Origin of the sequence: Paenibacillus melissococcoides (assembly GCA_944800085.1) — a bacterium.
Lineage (GTDB): Bacteria > Bacillota > Bacilli > Paenibacillales > Paenibacillaceae > Paenibacillus_B > Paenibacillus_B melissococcoides.
This window is the reverse complement of the sequence record CALYLO010000001.1, coordinates 819,556-840,533: the sequence shown is the minus strand read 5'-3', so window position 1 is coordinate 840,533 and position 20,978 is coordinate 819,556. Positions and strand designations below refer to the sequence as shown.

At 54.5% G+C, this 20,978-nt stretch carries 18 protein-coding genes and 1 pseudogene; 2 read left to right on the top strand and 17 right to left on the bottom strand.

Features of this window, described 5'->3' with window-relative positions:
• Nucleotides 1–302 precede the first annotated feature (302 nt).
• The 4 genes from OCY70_RS03920 to OCY70_RS03905 all read right to left on the bottom strand — a co-directional run bounded on the left by OCY70_RS03920 (nucleotide 303) and on the right by OCY70_RS03905 (nucleotide 3,662).
• A complete protein-coding gene (locus OCY70_RS03920; RefSeq protein WP_249724359.1) occupies nucleotides 303–644 on the bottom strand; it encodes a divalent metal cation transporter in 342 nt (113 codons plus the stop codon).
• Nucleotides 565–1,122, bottom strand: a complete 558-nt coding sequence (locus tag OCY70_RS03915) for a hypothetical protein (protein WP_249724323.1) — start codon at nucleotides 1,120–1,122, stop codon at nucleotides 565–567. The genes OCY70_RS03920 and OCY70_RS03915 overlap by 80 nt, the downstream gene beginning before the upstream one ends.
• A gap of 187 nt (nucleotides 1,123–1,309) precedes the next feature.
• Nucleotides 1,310–2,266: a 3'-5' exoribonuclease YhaM family protein gene (locus tag OCY70_RS03910; protein ID WP_213425769.1), complete on the bottom strand. Its 957-nt coding sequence runs from the start codon at nucleotides 2,264–2,266 to the stop codon at nucleotides 1,310–1,312.
• 397 nt (nucleotides 2,267–2,663) lie between these two features.
• Nucleotides 2,664–3,662, bottom strand: coding sequence for a C45 family autoproteolytic acyltransferase/hydolase (locus tag OCY70_RS03905; protein WP_249724329.1), 999 nt, complete (start codon nucleotides 3,660–3,662; stop codon nucleotides 2,664–2,666).
• Between the two features lie 195 nt (nucleotides 3,663–3,857).
• Between OCY70_RS03905 and OCY70_RS03900 the strand changes: the two genes are divergently transcribed.
• On the top strand, nucleotides 3,858–6,740 hold the full coding sequence (locus OCY70_RS03900) for a TPM domain-containing protein (protein ID WP_261944586.1): 2,883 nt from the start codon (nucleotides 3,858–3,860) through the stop codon (nucleotides 6,738–6,740).
• A gap of 106 nt (nucleotides 6,741–6,846) precedes the next feature.
• Here the strand turns inward: OCY70_RS03900 and OCY70_RS03895 are convergent.
• The 10 genes and pseudogenes from OCY70_RS03895 to OCY70_RS03850 form a co-directional block, all read right to left on the bottom strand.
• A pseudogene (locus OCY70_RS03895) lies at nucleotides 6,847–7,826 on the bottom strand (putative bifunctional diguanylate cyclase/phosphodiesterase).
• Nucleotides 7,827–7,987: 161 nt separating this feature from the next.
• On the bottom strand, nucleotides 7,988–8,233 hold the full coding sequence (locus tag OCY70_RS03890) for a protoglobin domain-containing protein (protein WP_249724334.1): 246 nt from the start codon (nucleotides 8,231–8,233) through the stop codon (nucleotides 7,988–7,990).
• Nucleotides 8,234–8,883: 650 nt separating this feature from the next.
• Nucleotides 8,884–9,672: an alpha/beta hydrolase gene (locus OCY70_RS03885; protein WP_213425771.1), complete on the bottom strand. Its 789-nt coding sequence runs from the start codon at nucleotides 9,670–9,672 to the stop codon at nucleotides 8,884–8,886.
• Nucleotides 9,673–9,878: 206 nt separating this feature from the next.
• Nucleotides 9,879–11,624, bottom strand: coding sequence for a methyl-accepting chemotaxis protein (locus OCY70_RS03880; RefSeq protein WP_213425772.1), 1,746 nt, complete (start codon nucleotides 11,622–11,624; stop codon nucleotides 9,879–9,881).
• A 293-nt stretch (nucleotides 11,625–11,917) separates the two neighbouring features.
• Nucleotides 11,918–12,358 (bottom strand): Rrf2 family transcriptional regulator, encoded by a 441-nt coding sequence (locus tag OCY70_RS03875; RefSeq protein ID WP_213425773.1) that lies wholly within the window; start codon nucleotides 12,356–12,358, stop codon nucleotides 11,918–11,920.
• Nucleotides 12,359–12,467: 109 nt separating this feature from the next.
• Nucleotides 12,468–12,992, bottom strand: a complete 525-nt coding sequence (locus OCY70_RS03870) for a hypothetical protein (RefSeq protein ID WP_213425774.1) — start codon at nucleotides 12,990–12,992, stop codon at nucleotides 12,468–12,470.
• 117 nt (nucleotides 12,993–13,109) lie between these two features.
• Nucleotides 13,110–14,549, bottom strand: coding sequence for a HelD family protein (locus OCY70_RS03865; RefSeq protein ID WP_261944585.1), 1,440 nt, complete (start codon nucleotides 14,547–14,549; stop codon nucleotides 13,110–13,112).
• Between the two features lie 25 nt (nucleotides 14,550–14,574).
• Complete coding sequence (locus OCY70_RS03860; protein WP_249724337.1) at nucleotides 14,575–15,063, bottom strand: hypothetical protein; 489 nt, start codon at nucleotides 15,061–15,063, stop codon at nucleotides 14,575–14,577.
• Nucleotides 15,064–15,349: 286 nt separating this feature from the next.
• On the bottom strand, nucleotides 15,350–16,450 hold the full coding sequence (locus OCY70_RS03855; protein ID WP_213425775.1) for a HAMP domain-containing sensor histidine kinase: 1,101 nt from the start codon (nucleotides 16,448–16,450) through the stop codon (nucleotides 15,350–15,352).
• 367 nt (nucleotides 16,451–16,817) lie between these two features.
• Complete coding sequence (locus tag OCY70_RS03850; RefSeq protein WP_249724361.1) at nucleotides 16,818–17,273, bottom strand: pyridoxamine 5'-phosphate oxidase family protein; 456 nt, start codon at nucleotides 17,271–17,273, stop codon at nucleotides 16,818–16,820.
• Between OCY70_RS03850 and OCY70_RS03845 the strand changes: the two genes are divergently transcribed.
• Nucleotides 17,184–17,504, top strand: coding sequence for an aminotransferase class I/II-fold pyridoxal phosphate-dependent enzyme (locus OCY70_RS03845; protein WP_213425885.1), 321 nt, complete (start codon nucleotides 17,184–17,186; stop codon nucleotides 17,502–17,504). The genes OCY70_RS03850 and OCY70_RS03845 overlap by 90 nt on opposite strands.
• A 37-nt stretch (nucleotides 17,505–17,541) precedes the next feature.
• Here OCY70_RS03845 and pckA read toward each other — a convergent pair whose 3' ends face one another.
• From pckA to OCY70_RS03830, 3 genes are all read right to left on the bottom strand, one after another.
• Nucleotides 17,542–19,137, bottom strand: coding sequence for a phosphoenolpyruvate carboxykinase (ATP) (gene pckA, locus OCY70_RS03840; protein WP_373871400.1), 1,596 nt, complete (start codon nucleotides 19,135–19,137; stop codon nucleotides 17,542–17,544).
• A 142-nt stretch (nucleotides 19,138–19,279) separates the two neighbouring features.
• Nucleotides 19,280–19,537: a hypothetical protein gene (locus OCY70_RS03835; RefSeq protein ID WP_213425777.1), complete on the bottom strand. Its 258-nt coding sequence runs from the start codon at nucleotides 19,535–19,537 to the stop codon at nucleotides 19,280–19,282.
• Nucleotides 19,538–19,732: 195 nt separating this feature from the next.
• On the bottom strand, nucleotides 19,733–20,620 hold the full coding sequence (locus tag OCY70_RS03830) for a fructose bisphosphate aldolase (protein ID WP_213425778.1): 888 nt from the start codon (nucleotides 20,618–20,620) through the stop codon (nucleotides 19,733–19,735).
• Nucleotides 20,621–20,978: the final 358 nt, after the last annotated feature.

Here is a 20,978-nt window from a genome sequence, read left to right as displayed (position 1 = left end):
ATGTGCTTCTGCAGGAATTTCATCAAATAGTGCCTCAAATAACATAAATTGCTGCATTCACGCAGGATTTCACCGCCTCATCCGTCCTTACATCATCCTCGACCGTATGCTACAGGAAGGCAGGGGGCCTATTCTCCGTCTTCCACTGGAAGGCAGGCGTCTTCCTCCATCTTCCACCGCTTTGCCCGTAGCCATTTTTCCGGTCCCCCCCATTCTCTGTGAGCCGTTATTCCAATCATTATGCAATGCTTATGAGACAGCCCTTCCATATTGCTCTCTCCTACTCGCCTACTCCTGCCGGCTCACTCGAAGAAGGTCAGCAACTGATTCACGGATAAATAAAGGAGCCAAAGAGCGGCAAGTCCCGCGATGACATTCATGAACCAGCCGTTCATGCGCCTGCCGAGCACCTTTTTGTTGTTGCCCAGCAAGAGCAGCACGATGGCGATGAGCGGCACTCCGAGAACCGTCGTCGCCTGAGCCATAATAATCAATTGAATCGGATTGGCCTCGGCCCATATCGCGATCAGCGTGCTCCCCGTCAGCAGCAGGGAAGTGAATATTTTAACGCTCTTGTCGTTCAACGTCCGGCCCCAGCCGAAGCCGTCCGACAGCAGCATTCCCGCCAAGACGGCGTTGGCGATGAAGGAAGAGAAGGAAGCCGCGAATAGACCGAGGAGGAACAGCCATTTCCCCAGCCCAGCAGCGGCTCCAGTTGAATGGACATGTCAAGGGCGCTCTGCACCTGAATGCCTTGGGGGGGCGAGCACGGCGGCCGACGTAATCATAATGATGATGGTCAGGCCGCAGGAGGACCGCGATCCCGGCGACGGCGCTGGCGTTGCTCTTGCGCAGATCTTGCGGCTGCCACCCCTTTCCCTGGACCATATAAACTTGCCCGGCCGCCCCGGCAATGCTGAAGCTTGTCGCCGAGATGGCGATGACCAGCCCCCACAGCACCGAGTACTCCATAAGCCCCCCGGCGCTGCTGCTGACCGTAATGCTCCCCGGACCCAGGATGGTTGCGGCGGTAATGAAGCCCGGTCCTAGAAGCAGCAAGCCTTTCCTCCAGTTACTGCTCGGATTGCGTGCTGGATTCAGCTCCGTGTCGAAGTTGCTCAACAAGTCCACCTCCCAAAATATAAAGCGCTTACATACATTATACTCGGGAGAGTTTCCGATCAGCCGACTTAAAAATGTCTCTAATTATGTCCCCTTACACAAAATAGCAGGCAAAAAAAAGCAGCCGGTCCATGACTGCACATGAACCCGCTGCCTTCCGGCCTCTTGGCGGGCTTATCCTTATGTACTACAGCTTCATCCGATAGATCGCCTTGTTCTCCAAGCCGCGGATGAACGGCGTCCACTCCTCCGTCTCCGGCGTCGTGTCCAGCGCATCCTCGACCATCTGGAGCTTCGCGTCGAGCGCGTCGATATGATGGAGCGCCACGGCCTCCGGCGTCTGCGGCTGCACCGGGCTGCCCCATTCGCCCAGATTATGATGCGACAGGACGAGATGCTGCAGGCTGAGCACCTTCGGCGAGTCGAGATCGATGTCGAGCCGCAGGGCCGCCTCCGTAATCCAGTTCGATGCCATCGAGATATGGCCGACCAGCTTGCCCTGAACGCTGTATTCCGATACGATGCCGAGTTGGGCCACCATTTCCTCCGGCTTCGCGATATCGTGAAGAATGATGCCCGCCTTCAGCAGATCCGGATTCAGGAACGGCCGCTGCCGGCACAGAAAGTCGCCGATTTCCAGCATGCGCACCATATGGTAGGCCAAGCCCGCGAAATAGGCATGGTGATGGGTTTTCGCCGCCGGGTAGTGCATCAGCTTCTCCTCCACCTTCGATACGCAGAAGCTGACAAGCGCACGAATCTCTTTATCGGAAATGCTGGCGATGGCCTGCTTGATCGCATGAATCAGGTCGATGGGACGAATCGGGGCCGAACGAATGAAATCGGTCAATGTAACCCCGTCCTCCTCCTTGGCCGGCCGGATTTGCAGGATTTTCACCTGCAGCCTCTCCCGGTAGGTCTGCACGATGCCGCGCACCTTCACGAGCCCCATCGGGAAAAATGTCTCCTTATCGGTCGAGGAAGCATCCCAATATTTGGCCGGGAGCTGCCCGGTTGCATCGCACAGGACGATATCCAAATAATCCTTCGGCGGATTGCCGTTCGTCTGCTTGACCTCCAGCTCCTTCAACAAATAAAAGCCGATAAACTCGTCCTGATTCGTCAGTTGCTTGATTAATGTCACGTGATAAGTTCCTCCTTGCCATGATACCTATATTATACAACGAGTTGACCGCGGCGGGCGGGATCAAATGGAACACGCTTCAATCTCCGTTGCGGCATGGGCGTCTCCAATAAAAAAACGACCTCTTCCGCGCGTGGCGGAAAAGATCGTCTTCTGCTTTCAGCGTGTGCATTATGGATCTAGCATTTAGCATTCATCGTTCTGCATTCTATGTTCTGCCTTCTGCCTTCTGCATTCTGGAAGTCTGTGTTCCGCATTCTGTGTTATGCTTCACGTTCGGCCTTCTCTGTGTTGCGCCCCACGTTTGGCCTTCTGGGTTATCTGTTCTCCCGTTTGCGCGCTCTGTTGTGCGTTACGCATTCTCCGTTAGGCATTCTGCATTATGGAATCATGTTTTCTACGCTGGCGAGCCGAAGCAGACCTCCAGCGCGCGTTCGTTCAGATCGAACAGCATCCAATAGAGCGTGCCGAACCATTGCCGGTAATTGTGCACGGTCAATCCATACGGATATTCCCGCTGGACCAGCCCGCGCAGTTCCTCCTTGCCGACTGGCGCGCTTCCTCCAAGCGCCTCGTTCAACAGCTCGCGGCGCACGACGGAGTGATGCAGCCGGCGCGGCTCCAGCCGGGCGACCTCCGGGAACAGCGGATGGTTCGTCGCCGCCACATACGGCTCTGCCATTCCGTCCGCTTCCTTCACCGCGACCTCGCCGTCGAACGTCTCCAGCAGCGCGGCATGTCCGGACGCGTCCGCGATAATCAGATTCATGTTCGATGCAATCGGCATCTCGCGTATGGCTGCGACGGCCTCTGCAGCCGTCCGGCAGCGTTCGAGCACCGTGCGCACGACCGCCCAGAACTGCAGGCCGCTCGCCTTCGCCGCCCGCATACCCTCCACATTCCCCACCGGCTGGCCGCAGGCCGAGAAGGTGACGCACAGCCCGTGTTCATTCATTCCTTCCGTTCGTCCGAACAGGAGGGGCGAGAAACCGATATGCCGGTACCGGCCGTGAATCGCGGTATCGCAGAGCCGCATGTCGGCAAGCTCCGGGGACAGATCGTAATTGCGCAGCACATACGTCCGCCCGTCGCTCGTCTTCCCGGGCAGGACGGCGCAGTGGCTGCAGCCCGCCTGAATGTCGGTCCCCGCGTAATAGCCCATCCGGCCCGGCTCGACGCCAAGCTGCTCGGCCGCTCCGAGCAGTTCGTCATTGATGCCGGGGCAGTAATCGTCCAGCAGCCGCATCGTCTCCCGCAGCCGCGCTTCCGGCAGCGGCTCCGGAAGGACGAGCATCGGCATCCAGGCCGGATGCAGCGCCGCGAACCGTCCCTGCTGCCGGCCCGCCTCCCGGCTCGTGCCCTCCAGATGTGCAAAATACCCCGTTTTCTCTTGCATTCACTACCCTCTCCTTTACGTATCCTGATTCGCTCCCATCCATCTTACCAACCGGGAGCCGGACACACTTGATACTTATTGCGTTTTTCCCCGGACAGACCCGGCGCGAACTTTGCAGGAACTTTTCCCCAAGTCCGCCGTAATTCCGTTATACTGGAACTAGACTATCGGTGAGAGACTACGGGAGGGTTCAACGTGCAATATGCGATGCGCATCATTATGCTTTTTCTTGTCATTGTGATATCCGCCGCTCCGGGAACGGCGAGGGCGGAGGGAGTTCCGGCCAAGGAGGGACTGGTTCAGGATACGGCGCAGATGCTGTCGAAGAAGTCAATCGCCTCCATCGAGAAGGCGGCCAAAGGGAAGCTGTACACCTTCTACCTCCTGACCGTGGACAGCTTGAATGGAACGGCGCCGGCCGACTATGCCAACGACGTGTACGAGCAATGGGGACTGGGAGCGGATGACATCCTCCTCCTCATCTCCAAGCAGGAGCGGCGGGTCGAGATGAACTTCAACAATCCTTCCCTCCAGGCCGCGATCAACGCCAAGGTCGGCATTCGCGGCGACGCGGGGGGCAGTCTGACATCGTGGCTGGATACGCATTTCATTCCGAAGGCGAAGGAGGGCGATTTCGCCGCGGCTTCCGTCTCGGTCATGAAGGCGACGCATGCCTTGAAGCCGCAGACGGCCGCCGGAAGCAAGCCGGCCGGCTCCGATCAGACCGAAGGGAGCTCCGCGAAGCCCGCCCTCGTCCAGGACAAGGCGCGCATGATCTCGAAGGAGGCGCTGCCAGCGGTGAAGAAGGCGGCGCAGGGGAAGCTGTACACGTTCCGCCTGGTGACCGTCGACAGCTTCCAGGGCGCGGCACCGGAAGCGTACGCGAACAAGCTTTACCGGGAGCTCGGATTAGGGGCCGATGATATTCTGCTTCTCCTCTCGAAGAAGGAGCGGCGGGTGGAGATGAATTTCAATAACCCCGCCCTCCAGGACAAGATCGATGCCGAGACCGGCATCCGCGGCGACGTGCCGGGCAGCCTGAAGGCATGGCTGGACGCTCACTTTATCCCTAAGGCGAAGGAAGGCGATTTCGCTGCGGCATCCATCGCGTTGATGAAGGCGACGCATGCCTTGAAGCCGCTGGCCCCCGCTGCCGCCGAGGCCGAGCCGGACGCTGCGCAGCAAGATGCGGCGCAACAGGAGTCGGCGATGCCTCTTTCGATCGACTGGCAGCTTGTGCTGCTGTGCGCTGGCGGGCTGCTCGTCCTCGCTGCCGCCGGCGAGCGCGGGGAGCTGTGGATCCGGCTGCGGCTGATCCGCCGGCGCCAGCCTGCATTGATGGTGCGGGTGAACCAGGCGCTGGAGAAGAACAAGACCTATCTCGATCTGTCCCAGGGCGAGACGCAGCAGGCGGCCAGGACGGCCGATCGGGAATTGGCGGACATTCTCATCTGGTTGAACGCCAGGCAGCAGGAGCTTGAGGCCATTCCGAAGCGGCAATGGCTCATGCCGTCCCTGCGCAAGCAGGTTGCGGCCGCGGCCGCCGAGCTGAAGGAGCGTGCGCCGGAGGCGGAACGGCATGTCGCCGCGATCGGCCATATCGAAGAGCTCGACCGGACGTTGAAGCAGACGATTGCGGATGCGGAGGAACGGCTGCAGGCCGCCGACCGCGGCATCGCAGCGGAAATGCAGGCGCGAGGCTGGCCGCTCGATGAGCTGCGGCGGCGCTACCATGCGGTCCAGGCCGAGCTGGCGGAGAGTAAGCAGTTGGAGATTTTCGACCCGCTGGGCGCCGAGCACCGCGTCGTGCACGCGAATGAGGAGCTGCGGCGGCTGGAGAACGACATCGCAAGCATCGCCGAGCTGGCGGAGATCTACCGCCGGACTCCGCAGCAGATGGCGGAGAGACGGGAGCGCGTTCAGACCATCGCACAGGAATTCCGTCTGAAGCTCGTGCGCATTGATCCGTACGGCAATATCGAGCAGACGGGACAGGTCAACGAGCAGATGCAGGAGCTGCTGCGGCATGGGGATATCCCGGCAGCGATCCAGCGCGTCGAGCTGATGAGACAATTGCTGGCCGATGCGGTGAACATGACGCAGCGGCAGGCGGATTTGCAGGTCAAAAACGCCAAGGACATCGCCCAGCTCAAGTCGAGACTGGACGGGTACCTCCGCAAGGAGCAAGAACTGTCCGAGGTGACCGTGCGCGTCCAGGCCGCCTACCGGACGAAGCATTGGGAGCAGCAATGGCATCTGTATCGCGACAAATACCAGTGCCTGGCGGATATCGGGCCGGCGCTGGGCCAGGTCGAGTATTGGTCCGGCATCGATGTCCAGGAATACGGCCTGGCGCGGGAAGAGCTGGATCGGATGCTGCTGCGGCTGGCCGAGCTGGATCATGCCATCGAGCGGTATGAGCGCCAGATAAGAGAGCTGGACAGCGCGCACAAGGAGGCGCTGCGGAAACAGGCGGCGGGCGAAGCCGCCTTCGCCAAAGCCCAGCGCATCCTCTCCCGCCAGCATCTCGCTCAGCTATGGGGGGAGCAGGAGCAGCGTCTGGAGCGGCTGCAGTCCGGGCTTCGGAACCTCGCCGCCGATCCGCCCTATGATGTCGACCTGATGAATGAAATAAGCGGGGAATTCGTTGACGAAGCCAATCAATACTTGGGCGTCATCGAACGGGCCGCCGTACAGAAGCGCAATGCGGAACGGGAGCTTGATCGGGCGGCCAGCCAATACCGGCGCGCCTGCTCCCGGGCGAGAAGCAAAATCAACGTCTCGCCATTCGATTCCCGCTTCGCTTCGATCCACAGCGAGGCCAGCGACCTGATGCGGCGAGGATCCTATGCTGAAGTCGCTCGCACCGCAACGGCCATGACCGGAATTATCGCCGCCATGGAATCGGCGTATAACGATGTGCTGCGGGAGGAACGGCGGGCGGAAGAAGCGAGGCGGGCCCAGGAGCGCGGGACGTCGAATTCGTCGGGTGGCTCAAGTTGGGGAAGCGGCAGCTCCTCCTCCGGCGGTTCAAGCTGGAGCAAGAACAATAATTCCTCCGGCGGCTCGAACTGGTAGATGCGGAGCGTGCAGCAGGCCGCCCGCACGGGAAGCCAAGGCTGTGCACCGGCAGCAAGGCCGGATGCACAGCCTTTTTAATGCAGGGAAACGCGCTCCCATTGGCCTATTTTCCGCTCAAAATCGTCCTCTGCAATTGCTCGGCGGTCACCGGCGGGCTGAAAAAGAAGCCCTGGATGTCATCGCAGCCATTCTCGCTTAAGTAATGAAGCTGGTCCTCCGTCTCGACGCCTTCGGCGATCACGCGCATATTCAAATGATGGGCCATCGAGATAATCGTCGCCACGATCGCCTTGTCATTCGGATTGCTCGTCACATCCTTCATGAACGAGCGGTCGATCTTCAGCTTGCGAATCGGAAACAGCTTCAAATAGCTGAGGGAGCTGTACCCCGTGCCGAAATCGTCCATGCTGATATACGCCGAGTTCCGTCAGCTCCTGCAAAATTTCGTCGAGCGGGTGACGTCCATCATCATGCTCTCCGTAATCTCCAGCTCCAAATATTCCGGCGGCAAACCGGTCTCTTCCAGAATGCCGCGAATCGTCTCGCATAGATTGGACAGATGGAATTGCTGGGTCGAAAGATTGACCGACACGCGGATTTTCGGCCCGCCGGCATCATGCCAGGCCCGCATCTGGCGGCAGGCTTCCGCAAAATCCAGGCGCCCATCTCGTAAATCATTCCCGTCTCCTCCGCGATCGGAATAAAGACGGACGGATCGAGAAGGCCCTTGCGCGGATGATTCCAGCGCACCAGCGCTTCAACGCCAATCAATTGATTCTCCTTCAGCGTATTTTGAGGCTGGTAATGAACGACCAGCTCTTGGCGGGCCACCGCTTTACGCAGATCATTCTCCAACTCGATCTTCTCCTGCAAATGGGCGTCGAATGCCGCGGAATAGAACTGGCAGGCGTTCTTGCCGTCCTTCTTCACTTCATACATCGCCTTGTCCGCATTGCGCAGCAATTCGGAAGCGGTCAGGCCATACTCCGAATAGATGGCGATGCCGATGCTCGTCGTCACAAAAAACCCGGTCTGGTTCAACTGGTACGGAAGCCGGATCTGCTCGATCATGCGCATGGCCATGGCGGCGGGATCATGCTCCGCATCCGCCGGGCACAGCACGGCGAATTCATCGCCGCCCCATCCGGGCGATGAAGCCTGCTCTCCTCGCCGGCCGCTGAACATTTCGATCAGATGCTCCTTCAGCGTTTTGCGAAGCTTTTCGATATGGCTGTGATCTATGATCAGTTTTTTAATATATCTATGCGCAGCACCGAATCATAGAAAGAATCCACGATGTCGTCGATATGCTCCAGCACGAGCGGGCGAATCGATCGCACAATCTCCAGATCCTGTTCCGTCAATTCGATCATGTTCATTTGCGCGGTTATTTTCTCATCTAAGTGCAACTGGGCGTCATCTGAATCCTTCCAAGGTTCATCAAGCCAGAACCCGCTGGCGTTGGAGACGGGACAGGAGCGATTCTGCAAGACGGCGTGCCTCCTTCTGTAGGTAACGGACAGGCGGGTCATCCCATCTCGTCATCATAAGTCCGATCTGCTTGCATCGTTTCTTTTTTCTCTTTATACCCTTTACCGGCTCCCTTGTCCATCGTTTTGTCGCATAGCGCCGCAACCTGTCATATAAGTATGGAAAGGGGCTGTCCCATCAGCAGTGTTTCGCTGCAGTGATGAGACAACCCCCTCATTCTCCAAGCTCGGCTTGCCGAAATAATACAAAAATACAGGTTTCCATTATGAGGTGTCGCCCGTTAGAGGGAATCCTGCAAAACTGCAGAAATTTCAGGATTTTCCATATATAGAAGTAAAAATCGGAGAAAATAATGCACTTTTACAGGAATTTAATCAAATACGGGCACAAATAGCGTAAATTCCTGCATTCACGCAGGATTTCATTTCACCAGCTCCGTCTCACAGCCTTGTCTCAACCCGTCCATACTCCGCCGCTTTTCCTTCCGCCGTCTTCCTGCCACTATATTATCTGTACATCCCGTCTTGCCTCGCATCCTTGCGCACTGCCTATAGGATAGCCTCCCTCTCTCCTATTCGTGCCTCCAACCCGCGCGCCCGCGCCGTGCTGGAGGATCTTCTGTCCCTGCCCTTGCCCGATTCCCGGCCGATTAGAAGCCGAGTTTCTTCAGCCACTTGCCGCATTGGGTTGTCCACCCGCCGACGTACGGGTCGGACGTGGCCAAACCTAATCCATGCGGCCCCTTGTCGTAGACATGCAGATCGAAGGGGACCGCCTTGCGGCTGAGCGACAAGGCGAACTGGAGACTGTGCTCCACCTTCACATCATCCTCCGACGTATGCCACAAGAAGGCCGGCGGCGTATCCTCCGTCACATGGCGCTCGCTGGACAGCGCCTCGATAAGCTGCGGATCCGCATCGGGGCCGAGCAGATTCTCGCGCGAATGGAGGTGCCCGCTCTCTCCCATCGTAATGACCGGGTAGCAGAGCACCAGCGCATCGGGGCGGCAGCTCTCCCGGTCGATCGGGTCAGCGGCATGCGGCGAGCCCAGGTCGTAGCGCGTTCCCGCCGTAGAGGCAAGATGCCCGCCCGCCGAGAAGCCGAGAATGCCGACCCGGTCCGGCCGGACATTCCACGCCCGGGCTTGGCTGCGCACGAGGCGAATGGCGCGCTGGGCGTCGAGCAGCGGCGCCGGATGGCGGTAAGGGTTCACCCGATAGTCGAGCACGAAGGCGTGAATCCCTAGCGAGTTCAGCCATTCCGCGACCGGGGCCCCTTCATGCTCCGCCCTGAAGCCGTATCCGCCGCCGGGGCAGACAATAACGGCTCCGGCAGGCTCCGGGCCTCCTGCCGGGAAGAGGTGAAGCGCCGGTCCCGCTTCCGCCGGCTCCCCCATAGATAATGGCGCGCCTTGCGGCCATAGCAACATCCGATTCATCGTTCGTCCTCCTTATGCTGCCTCTCGAATTTCGCATCCTGCGCCAAGGATGACGAGCGATGCGCTAGTATGAGCATGTCACGAGGCGGAGTTCTTTGCAAGCGGCTGTAATCCTAATTTGACAATAGAACCCAAACCTCCGCAAGGCAATTTCTTCTTTTACGGAGGTTTGGGTTCATTTGCTTCCTTATTGCGAGTTGTCTGAATTAGATGATAAATTTCTTCATATCCTGATCCAGTTCTTTCATTTTGCCGCTCATCACCGCCGCGGAATCGGCAATCTCCTCCACAATGGCCAACTGCTCCTCGGAGGAAGCGGCCACGCTCTGCGAGCTCTCGGAGGCGTTTTTCGCGATCTCGGCCAGGTTATCGAGCACAGCGGCTACCTGTTCGCTGCCGGCAGACATTTCTTCCGAAGCCGCCGACACTTCTTGAATCTGATCGGATACTTCCTGGATCGAATTCCATAACTTCTGGAAGGTCTCCCCGGCCACCTGCACGATCTGCGTCCCTTCCTGCACTTCCTCGGCCGTCGACTCCATCGCGCCGGCCATATGCCTTGTGCTCGCCACGACGGATTGCAGCAGCTCCGCGATCTGCTCCGTCGATACCTTCGCTTGCTCGGCTAGCGAACGCACTTCCTTCGCGACGACCCCGAAGCCCCGGCCATGCTCGCCGGCGCGCGCCGCTTCGATGGAGGCGTTCAATGCCAGCAGATTCGTCTGGGTGGCGATGTTGCCGATGACCGAGACGATTTGCTCGATCTCATTCGATTGCTCGGCCAGCTTCCGCACCATCGTTACCGACTCGTTGACGGAGGAGTGAATGCTGTTCATCTGCTCGATCGTCTGCTGAACGACATCATTCCCCTGCTTCGCGGCTTCAGCGGCCGCTACGCTGTATTCGGACACGTTCGATGCCGATTCCGCAATCCGCTGGATGCCGACGGCCATCTCGCCCATCGCAATCTTGCTTTCTTCGGTTCCCGTCAACTGCGTCTCCGAACCGGACGCCACCTCTTGAATGGCGCTGGAGATCTCATGTGTCGATTGCGCCGTCTGCTGCGAGATCACGGTCAGATGGTTCGAAGCCTCTGTCACATGGCTTGTCGTCTCCTTCATGCTGCCGATCAGCTCGCGGATATCGGTTATCATCTCATTGAAGCTGGTTGACAGCGCGCCGATTTCATCCCGCGAATTGACGGGAATCTGGACCGTCAAATCGCCCTTGGCCGCCCGCTTGGCCAACCTCGCCAACTCATTCAACGGACGGATTGTCTTGCGGATGAGCCATAGGATGAGAAGGATAAAAGCAATGCCGGTCACGGCGCCGACGGCTATAGTTCTCCACATCATCCGGTTCAGATCGTTGTTTATTTTCTCATAGTTAAAATCGATGCCCAAGAGCGCGATCGTTTGATTTTGATCATCTTGAATCGGAGACAATGTCGTAATCCATTCACCCATCGAATCGGCAAACATCGCAGAGATACCGATACCATCCTTCTTCATGTCATAATAAGCCTGTCGGAACTCTTCCGTCATCTCCACGTCGTCCATCGGCTTGCTGCCATGGTCAATCATATTCTTGTTCGCCTGAATGACCGACATAAACACTTTTCCGTCTTTTTCGATCAGCTCCGGCTTAATCAGATAGCTGTTAGAAATATACCCCTCGCGCGTCATGCCCTGCAAATTTTCATAAATCCAGACCATTTCTTCATCTTCCATATACTCGTCATAGCTCATCGTTTTCATTTTTTCCTCCGCCTTGGCAATTCCTTCTATTTCCACGCTAATTTGCTGTTCAAGCGAAGTATGTATATTTAACATCGCATCATAATAGATGCTTCGTTCAGACATATAGGAAAAGCCGGTAAACACCACCGACATGACCGTAATCAGCGCGGATAACACCAACACCGATTTAAATACTAGACTCTTGTTTCTCATGCATTCTCCCCCTTAGATCTAAGCAGGAAAAATACGGGCGTCTTCATCCATGACGAACCTCCGGTTTGATAACCGTTTTTGCTGCTTCCGTATTTCTTCCTAGTGAAAAAGTCCATAAATATATATCGTGATAATTCGACATACATTTTAGCTCAAGAGGTCGGAGACCTAAGAAATGGGTATTTGGACCTATGATTTGCAAGCACACAACGAAAACAAAAACATGCATGGGGGCAGCCTATGCCTCCATGCATGTCCGTTACCTATACGTGCCTTATACATGTCTTAACACTTTATTCTTCTTCCGCATTGATGTGCATTTTCAGATTCAGGGCGACCTGCTCCAGCGTAATCCCTTCCAGCACGCGCTCCATCGCGTTCTGCGCCTGGGCCGTGATGAGCTGCAGCACCGCTTCGATATTGGCGCCGACCGGACACTCCGGATTCGGATGCTCATGCATGCCGAACAATTCCCCTTCCTCTACCGCTTCTACGGCGCGGTACACATCGAGCAGCGTAATCTCGCCCGCCGGACGCACCAAAGTAGCCCCGCCCGTTCCGGGACGGACCGCCACGAGACCGGCCTTCTTCAACTGGGAGGTCACTCTGCGAATGACCACCGGATTCGTGTTCACGCTACCGGCCAGCCATTCGGAGGTATGATGAGCTTGCGGCTCCAACGTCAGCAGGGACAATATATGAACGGCTACACTAAACCGGCTGCTTATCTTCATCTGGCTCACCCTTTCATGCAACCATTATAGTTACAACTGATGTCCATTGTCAATGCAACCCCTTGCAGGCATGCCAAAGGCCGCCTTGGCGAGGCGGCCCTTCGGCGCGTCATTCAAGCACGCTGTTATTGCGGCGCAACATGACATACAATCCCGCTCCGATAAGCAGCATCGCCGCGAGAGAACCGCCGCCGGCAGCCCCGAGCACCGTCCCGATGCTGAACAGAAGGAAGAAGATCACAGACATGCTGCCCAAAATATAAATAGGGATAAGCAGCCATTTATTGCGGCCGCTGAACAGATAGAACTCGAACAGGCCGAAGGCTACGGCTAACGGGAAGCCCGGCCACATCCAAGACCAAGCGTCGAACAGCATCGAGATCTGGCAGACGACTCCGGCCATGCACAGAATGCCGCCAGGAATAAGCAGTCCTGGCGCCCTGCCCCGGGTCATGCCGAAATACATGACATGAAATAAAATGCCAAGCGGAATGACAAAAATGGCGGGCCAGAAATACCCGAACACATATCCCGGATCACTGAGCCTCATTTCTCCGTTCTGCAGCAGATGCATCAGAATGATCAGCGACCCTGCGGCAATGAGCAGTATGCCGCCGAAGGTTTGTTTTTGCAATGCGATCCCCTACTTTCCTTCATCTATTTTTATATCTTCCATATTGAAACGCAGCTTTTACGCCGGATTAGACGATGGCTTCCGGGGATACTCCTTCATTCTTTCCTATCGAATTATCTACGTCATTTCCGGCAACAACGGAGAAGCTTCCCCGGAATAAGTGAGCGTAAGCATATGCATGGCTCTCGTGCAGGCGATATACAGCAAGCCCCGATCCATCTCTGTCCTATAATTATCCGCGTCGCAAAAAGGCACAAGCACGTGATCGAACTCCAATCCTTTGGCCATGTGCGAGGAAGCCACGATAATCCCTTCGTGCTCCGATTTCAGAAACTCGATCATCGTTTGTTTACTATGAGACCGTTCGCCATCCCGGCTATCGGATTTTTTGATCTGAGGGAAGGCGCCATGGCGCTCAATCGGTATCATGTTGCTATTAGGGTTGATGCGCTGGGCGAAGCGGATGATCTCCAGCGTCGAGCGGTAGCTTTTTAAGAGTTCAACCGTATCGGCTTCGGGAAATACCTGTCTGATCCCGGTTAGCGATGACGACGAGTAGGGATTAACGGATTGGTTGCTGTCTCCCAGAATCGTCTTCTTGCAGGGGAACAGGCGCGAGAGCACAGCATACTGCACAGCGGTATAGTCCTGCATCTCATCTACGACGACATGCTTGATATCATGATAATCGGTTGGCCCTTCCAAGAGGAGCTTCAAATAAACGAGTGGAAATACATCCGAAAACTCAAGCATCTTCGGTTTTTTTGGCTTGAACCATTCCGGCTTGCCCATATAATGATAGAAATCTTTATAAATGACAAGCATATTTTGCGTTTTGCACATCTTTTTTATCGCCGTTTTGATTTTATTGACCGCCGAGGGATTTAGCTTTTGTCCGAATTCATCCCGGGCGCTTCCTGCAATCGTCTCCGCCGTTTTTGCCATTCTTTGGGTGAAAGGCACCTTGCCGGCCGCGCGATAAGCGCTTTGTATCTCCTCTTTGGCTACTTGCACGTTGTCAAATGATATATCGTGTGGGACGAAATAGGTCTCGCCCACATGCGCCGCAAACCGTTCCAGTTCATGCACAAAATCGATGCGGGCTTTGCTTCGGATACGCTCAACCACCGCTTCCTCAGACGATGCCGCAAGCTCCGCCACCTGCTCGTTGAAGGTCTGGAAATCACATATCCCCTTCAGCTCCCTGGCTGCCAGCTCATCAAAGCCCATCTCCATGATGTTTTCTTCCCCCAGCTCCGGCAGCACATTGGAAATATAGTCGGAAAACACTTTATTCGGAGAAAGAATCAATATATTTTGAGACGTTAACGTTCCTTTATATCGATACAAAAGGAAGGCAATCCGATGCAGGGCGACAGAGGTTTTCCCCGAGCCGGCAACGCCTTGAATGATCAGCTCATGGGAATGCTCATTTCGAATGATTGCATTTTGCTCCTTTTGAATGGTGGCCGCAATATTTTTCATCCGCTCATCCGAAGCGCGGCTGAGTTCTTTTTGCAGCACCTCGTCACGGATGTTCATATCGCTTTCGAGCATATACTCCATTGCGCCGTCTTTGATTTTATACTGCCTCTTGACCTGAATTTCCCCTCGATGTCTCCTGCGGGAGCGGAATAACCGGCCCTGCCGATCTGAAAATCATAAAACATCCCGGCGATCGGGGAACGCCAATCATAAATGACATTCTGCTGGCTGTCTTCGTCACTGAAAGAATGGACCCCCCGATATAATACGTGCCGCTTTCCGCCAAGTCGTCAGCAACGAAGTCAACTCTGCCGAAATAAGGGTCATCCAGCAATTTTCGGAGTCTTCTTTGTTTTTCAACGGCCTTCTCCCCGTGATCAATGGTTAGCGATATGTCCACCCGGTTCGCCGCCCTTTCGGCCGGATCAAGCTGAGACAGGTTGCTCCACACATATTTTTTCGCTTCGATGATGTCTTGCCGGGCAGCGCTAATCTTGTGATCGATCGCCTGCAGCGCCGTCCGGATTCGGGTCAACGTCCTGCGTAAATGCTCCCTTTCTTCCGCTTCCGTTTGATTCGTAAACATAGGCTCCCTCTTTTCTATATGAGAATACCGATAAGTATAGAGAAAAACCTAAAAAAATATAGACTTAACCTTTTCTTTGTAGTATTATATCTTTATCGTGGGTCCAAAAAAGGCCATACGAATCACCTAATTTTTACCTGTGATTGAACCAACCAAGCTGCTGATCTTCAGGGCTTGGTTTTTTTGTTTCCCGAAAAAAGCAGCCCACTTTGCGAGCTGCTTTCTTTTCTACTCTTTTAAGCTCCGCGTAAATCGACACGGACTTGCACAAACGTTAACGATAGCTCTACGACGCATCTTTCAGCGGAAGCCGGACTTCAATGAGCGTGCGAATGACATTGCTTTGCGCTGAAATGGTGCCTTGATGCTGCGTCACAAGATTTTTTGCAATGAACAAGCCAAGACCGGTACTCTCCTCCTGATCCGGCCGCGCTTTATCGCCATTGTAAGAGATCTCGAAAATATAAGGCAGCTCCTCCGGGGGAATGCCGTCTCCATAAGTGACCGCTTGAACGACAGCATCGCTTGCATCACTACCGCAATGAATATCGATGAACACGCCCTTTTTGCCATAGCGGGCGGCATTCGTCAGCAAATTTTCAAATACGCGTGCCAACAGCTCGCCATCGCCCTGCACCGTGACATGCGGAGTCACATTCATGCGCATTTTGAGCCGGTTTTTCTCGAACAAGGGGGATAATTGCTCATTTAACCGGATGAGAAGCTCGCTCAGATCGACGGTTTTTTTGTCGATTATAACCTTGCCGTAAGTCAATCTCATAATTTCGTCTAATTCATCAATCAGCTTTTCCAGCCGTTGCGACTTTGTCATCGCATTGCTCGCATAATGTCTCATTTGTGCGGCAGACATCTGTCCGTCCTGAAGAATCATGTCCAACTGACTCATCGCGGAGTTCAGCGGCGTACGCAAATTATTGATCAAATTCAAAACCGCTTGCTCCTTGCCGTTTTCCCCGAAATCTCCCCTTTCCAAAGCTTGCTGCAGCTTTTCGCTTGCCAGATTGACGTCTCTCGCAAGGTCCCCGAGCTCATCCTTGGAAGAAATCTCGATGCGGCTGTTGAAGTCGCCCTTCGCAAGCTGATTGATCCCGTTGGAAATGACGCGAAAATTAGCTGCATAGCGTCGGGTCAGGAGAAAGAACAACAAAAACGAGAGCGGAATAAAAACAAGCAGAAAGCAGTTCATATCCCCAATCTCTCTCATATTGTATCGAATTCGGGTCAAACGCGGGTATTCATATTTGATCGAAAGATAATAGAGTTGAAGCATTTTATAGAGCATAAAGGAAAGCACGCCGGATAAAAGCATGCTCAACCCAAAAAATAAAACCATTTTAAACCTAAAACTCCGGATTACAGTAGCCATTTAATATGTATCCCACTCCCTGTATAACTTTAACAATACTACTATTGTATCAGATCGAATCTCTTTCTGGTTCGACGGACTGCATATTTAAGATTTGGTATACGTGCTCCTGCGGACTCGGATATGGATGACTGTGCAACGCACATACCCGGCAAGAGCAATCCCTCCCAATCGGATTCCCTGCCGGGTACTATACGTCCTTCTATCGCGCTATCCGCTATTCTCGCCTTGCTTAGTTTTCTTCGCCGCCATTTCTTCGAAGATGAGGACACAAGGCTTCCATCAGAGCCACAGTGTCCCGGTCCAGCCCCTTATCCCGATCAAGCAAGCCGGCAGTCACCTTTTCGAAAGCGGACGGCTTCATATTTTAGCCGAATTTATACTTGGCCGACAGCTCATGAACCGTAATCCGGACAACCGAGGTGCTTTTGATCTGTCCGGTATAAGCCGGGTTCTCCGGCTCAATCGGATCATAACCCCCTTCCGGCTGAAGCTTTCGCATAAACGCCGAAAGCGCCTCCGCTTTTTCCGTAAGATCGGTCAATACTTCGGCATCCCCCTTAATAAGTACGGACTTAAAAAAAGCGGTCGCCGGGCAGGCCAGCTCCGGATTCGTAAAAGACGACGGAACGATGGCGTATTCCTTGGCTACGGCAAACGTCACTCTGTGGTCGGCTTTCATATTTTTCATTTTTTGTCCGGCCACGCTGCCGTGAAAGTACAAGCAATCGTTATGGTATACAAAATTCAGCGGAGTCAGCTCCGGCCAGCCGTCCGAATTAATCGTTCCCAGGATGCCGGGCTCCAGGAAAGCATTGCCCAATATGTAAGCCGGGCCCGGGGCATCGCGGCCGATGCGGGCCCGATTGCGGTCTTCAACGGCTCCAAGCAGGCGATCGCCCTGGCCGCCCAACTGCTGCTCAATCCCGCGGACCAGGTTGTGATGGAGAACCCGGGCGCATACTTTTATTTCCCTCGCCTGTCGGAGGATGAGATGATCTGCGGGGTGAGCAGGATGGAGAAAATCGGCGGGGCTGCCCCCACGCCATCATGATGACGATGGAGACAACCCCGCGAGAACGCGCTCCAAGTTACAGCCGCGGGCCGGCATGCTTGATGGCATCCGCTGCGCCGCTGAATTTTTCGAAATTGTGGACAAAGAGCCGCGCCAACTGCTTCGCTTGTTGATCATAGGCCGCTTTATCCGCCCATACGTTCCTCGGATCGAGCAGTTCATGGGGAACGAACGGAACCGCATCAGGGATAAGGAGGCCGAATACAGGATGAGGGGCGAAGGACGCCTTCTCGATGCTTCCATTTATAATCGCCTTGACCATCGCTCTGGTGTACGACAGATTCATCCGCTCGCCAATTCCGTAAGGACCGCCGCTCCACCCGGTATTGACCAAATAAACCTTCACGCCGTGCTTCGTGATTTTGTCGCCGAGCATCTCGGCGTACACATTCGGTCTCAACGGAAGGAAGGGGCCTCCAAAGCAGGTCGAGAAGGTCGCTTCCGGTTCGGCTACGCCGCGTTCCGTACCCGCCAGCTTGGAAGTATAGCCGGACAGGAAGTGATACATCGCCTGCTCCTTCGTCAGCTTGGACACCGGAGGCAGCACGCCGAAGGCATCCGCGGTCAAAAAGATAATGACATTCGGATGGCCGGCCGTTCCGGGTATGATCGAGCCTTGAATATAATCGATCGGATAAGCGGCCCGCGTGTTCTCCGTCAGTGCATTATTCTTGTAGTCCGCCTCGCCGGTTCCGGCCTCAATCCACACGTTTTCCAGGACAGAACCGAATCGGATCGCATTCCAGATTTGCGGCTCTTTCTCCTGCGACAGCCCGATGCATTTGGCATAGCAGCCGCCTTCGAAGTTGAATACGCCGGTATCGGACCAGCCATGCTCGTCATCGCCGATTAAGCGGCGATCCGGATCGGCCGACAGCGTCGTCTTCCCCGTTCCCGATAATCCGAAAAACAACGCCGTATCTCCAGCCTCCCCTACATTCGCCGAACAGTGCATCGGCATGACACCTCTGAAGGGAAGCAAATAGTTCAGCACGCTGAAAATCGACTTCTTCATCTCGCCCGCATAGTGCGTTCCGCCGATGAGAACCGTCTTTCTTTCGAAGGAAATGGCAATGAACGTCTCGGAATTCGTGCCGTCCGCAACCGGATCCGCCTTCATGCCAGGCATCGCAATCACGGTAAATTCAGGTTCATGGGACAGCAATTCCTCTGCCGTTGGACGAATAAACAACTGGCGAACGAATAAATTTTGCCACGCGTATTCGTTGATAAAGCGGACAGGCAGGCGATAGGCCCGGTCTGCCCCTGCAAAGCCGTCGAACACGAAGAGCTTGCGGCTCTTCATATAGTTGATCGTTTTGTTATACAGCGAATCGAACTGCTCGGGGGTGAGAGCCTGATTCACTTCTCCCCAAGCAACATGGTCAGCCGTGCTCGGCTCCCTGACGATGAACTTATCCTTCGGAGAACGTCCCGTATATTTGCCTGTCGTCACCTGCAGCGCGCCCGTCGAGGTGAGATGTCCTTCTCCGTTCAGGAGAGCGGACTCCACCAGCTTGGCAACCGCCATATTTCGGTGAGATTCATCTACATGCACACTGGTTAATTGAGTTTTTTCCTTGTTTTTCGTGATCACGGTTATCCTCCCCATTCCGCTACTACCCAGCTCTTGATTCATCTCGACTCCCCCAAAAACAAAGATGTATATTTTATCCTTACGAATTAATGTATAATATAAATATATAATACGCAATATATAAAAGCATATTGGCGGCATCTATTTATTTATGACGTCATTTTGAAATTGTTTTCATAATTGTCACATATAAAAAGGGCGTTTGTTGGCCCATAATTCCTTGTGTCGGCAAACCGAGCCCATCGCGATAGAAAGCGACCGCTCTTTCTTGTTCTTGAAGCGTTTTGCAAATAGCTGGCGTCTTGTAACCTGCATCCGCCGCAACGCTATAGGTGAAAACACGCTCTTTCTCCCCCTTGACGAACAAGCCACACTCCGGGTCAGATTCAAGGAAACCATGGAGATTTGAGAACATCCTTCGTAACCCGTTTTTCGCAACATATTCAACCACTCCCGCACTAATTATTTTTCTACAGTAAACCATATTAATGCGGTGAATGATTGAAGTTCTCTCATAAAAAAAGACTGTCGACAGGACTTTGTCGACAGTCTGAACACGCCTTGATAGGCGGCGTGTTTACTACACTTGATAGGATAACCTCTGGCAAGCTTAGCTTATGGATGCTTCGTAAATGGATTCAATGGAGCGGGACAGCGTCGCATTGAATTCTTCGTCGGTCTGCTGGGCTGTCAATCCCTCCGACAAGGCGCGCGAGAAGCTGGCAATCAAGCCGTGATTCCGGGCCAGTTTTTCATTCGCTTCCCTTTGATCGTATCCGCCCGACAAAGCGACAACCCGGAGCACATGCGGCTCCTCGATCAGCTCGCGATAAAAATTATCTTCGGTCGGTATGGACAGCTTCAGCATCACGCGTACGTCCTTATCGAGAGCGGACAATTGCTTGAGAAGCTCATCTTTCAAGATTTGCTCCGATTGCTGCTTATCCTTGCTGTAAATATCGACCTCTGGCTCAATAATCGGAACGAGCCCCGTCGACAAGATTTGTTTGCCGATGTCGAACTGCTGCTCGACGACGTTACGAATTCCATCCGCGTTGGCTTCTTTAATTACCGAACGCATTTTTGTGCCAAAAATATGTTTATCCACCGCCCGCTTCAACAGGTCGTTCAAATCCGGGATCGGCTTCATTAACTGAACGCCATTCTCCAGCTCGGCCAGTCCCTTATCGACCTTCAAAAAGGGGACAATGCCTTTCTCTTCCCACAGATAATCGGCGGTAAATTGATCATCAATCTTGCGATCCATCGTATTCTCGAACAAGATAGCGCCCAAAATATACTTCGAATCAAATGCCGGACTTTTAATAATCCGCGTTCTCATGGCATGAACCAGCTCGAACATTTCTTCGTCATTCGAGTAGCTGTCTTCCTTAATGCCATACTGGAGCAGCGCCTTTGGCGTGCTTCCGCCGCTCTGGTCCAACGCTGCAATAAAACCCTTTCCCGTATGAATTCGCTCCAATTGTTCTTTGTTCATCGGTGTTTCTCCTTCCTTTCCGTGGAATGGATGACCTCGAACCCGGTAAGCCACACCGGCCGGGTCACATAGAAACAGAACTTGACGCTTCACACTAGCCTCGGACGCGCTACCCGTATCGTGCCGAAGACAAGAGTATCCGGCGATCAGGTTAAGCATGTCCGTGCGTCAGGTAGAGTTTCCTTTATTGTACAATAAATTCGCGATCGAAGCACGGTGATCGGGCGAAGTCGCGCCGGACGACTACGCCACAAGTATAAACTGCTGAAGCTTCGATATTCATCTATGCTTATCTTTAACTCATCCATCTATACATAAGCCGCTGGTTGAACGTTGGCATGTCATCCTGCTCTGCCTC

Coding starts and splice junctions, on each gene's coding strand:
- OCY70_RS03905 (WP_249724329.1), bottom strand. CDS start 3,662: ATGCAAGAGAAAACGGGGTATTTTGCACATCTGGAGGGCACGAGCCGG.
- OCY70_RS03885 (WP_213425771.1), bottom strand. CDS start 9,672: ATGAATCGGATGTTGCTATGGCCGCAAGGCGCGCCATTATCTATGGGG.
- OCY70_RS03880 (WP_213425772.1), bottom strand. CDS start 11,624: ATGAGAAACAAGAGTCTAGTATTTAAATCGGTGTTGGTGTTATCCGCG.
- OCY70_RS03875 (WP_213425773.1), bottom strand. CDS start 12,358: ATGAAGATAAGCAGCCGGTTTAGTGTAGCCGTTCATATATTGTCCCTG.
- OCY70_RS03865 (WP_261944585.1), bottom strand. CDS start 14,549: ATGCTCGAAAGCGATATGAACATCCGTGACGAGGTGCTGCAAAAAGAA.
- OCY70_RS03860 (WP_249724337.1), bottom strand. CDS start 15,063: ATGTTTACGAATCAAACGGAAGCGGAAGAAAGGGAGCATTTACGCAGG.
- OCY70_RS03855 (WP_213425775.1), bottom strand. CDS start 16,450: ATGGCTACTGTAATCCGGAGTTTTAGGTTTAAAATGGTTTTATTTTTT.
- OCY70_RS03845 (WP_213425885.1), top strand. CDS start 17,184: ATGGTATACAAAATTCAGCGGAGTCAGCTCCGGCCAGCCGTCCGAATT.
- pckA (WP_373871400.1), bottom strand. CDS start 19,137: ATGGGGAGGATAACCGTGATCACGAAAAACAAGGAAAAAACTCAATTA.
- OCY70_RS03835 (WP_213425777.1), bottom strand. CDS start 19,537: ATGTTCTCAAATCTCCATGGTTTCCTTGAATCTGACCCGGAGTGTGGC.
- OCY70_RS03830 (WP_213425778.1), bottom strand. CDS start 20,620: ATGAACAAAGAACAATTGGAGCGAATTCATACGGGAAAGGGTTTTATT.